Origin of the sequence: Streptomyces hilarionis, assembly GCF_024539675.1 — a bacterium.
Classification (GTDB): Bacteria; Actinomycetota; Actinomycetes; order Streptomycetales; family Streptomycetaceae; genus Streptomyces; species Streptomyces hilarionis.
Genome location: NZ_JAHHIT010000594.1, coordinates 1 through 321 on the forward strand (window position 1 = coordinate 1; position 321 = coordinate 321).

Below are 321 nucleotides of genomic sequence, written 5' to 3' on the forward strand. Positions count from 1 at the left end.
TTGTTCGCCCGGTTCTCGAACTCCGGGTGGAGTGGGCGAGCGTTCTGGTCAATTCTGATTGGCATTACAGTCTTTCTATTGATAAGCGGCTATGGCGCATTCGTCGGTGCCAATAAGGCGAATCTCTACTTTGCTTTTTTGGGTGGTCTTTCGGGCTTCGCCGCGACAGCTCTGGGAGCTGTCGCGGCAATCGCGTTACGGAATATCGCCGCTCGTACACAAGACATCATGCTGGGCTTCGCCGCCGGCATGATGCTGGCCGCCAGTTCCTTCTCGCTCATTCTCCCTGGTATCGAAGCAGCTCAGGCCCTGTGCGGTAAC

The 321-nt window shown here is 56.4% G+C and carries 1 pseudogene; it reads left to right on the plus strand.

Annotated elements, in window-relative coordinates:
- Positions 1-78: 78 nt before the first annotated feature.
- Positions 79-321, plus strand: a pseudogene (locus tag KMS84_RS44300) (hypothetical protein); the annotation flags it as partial.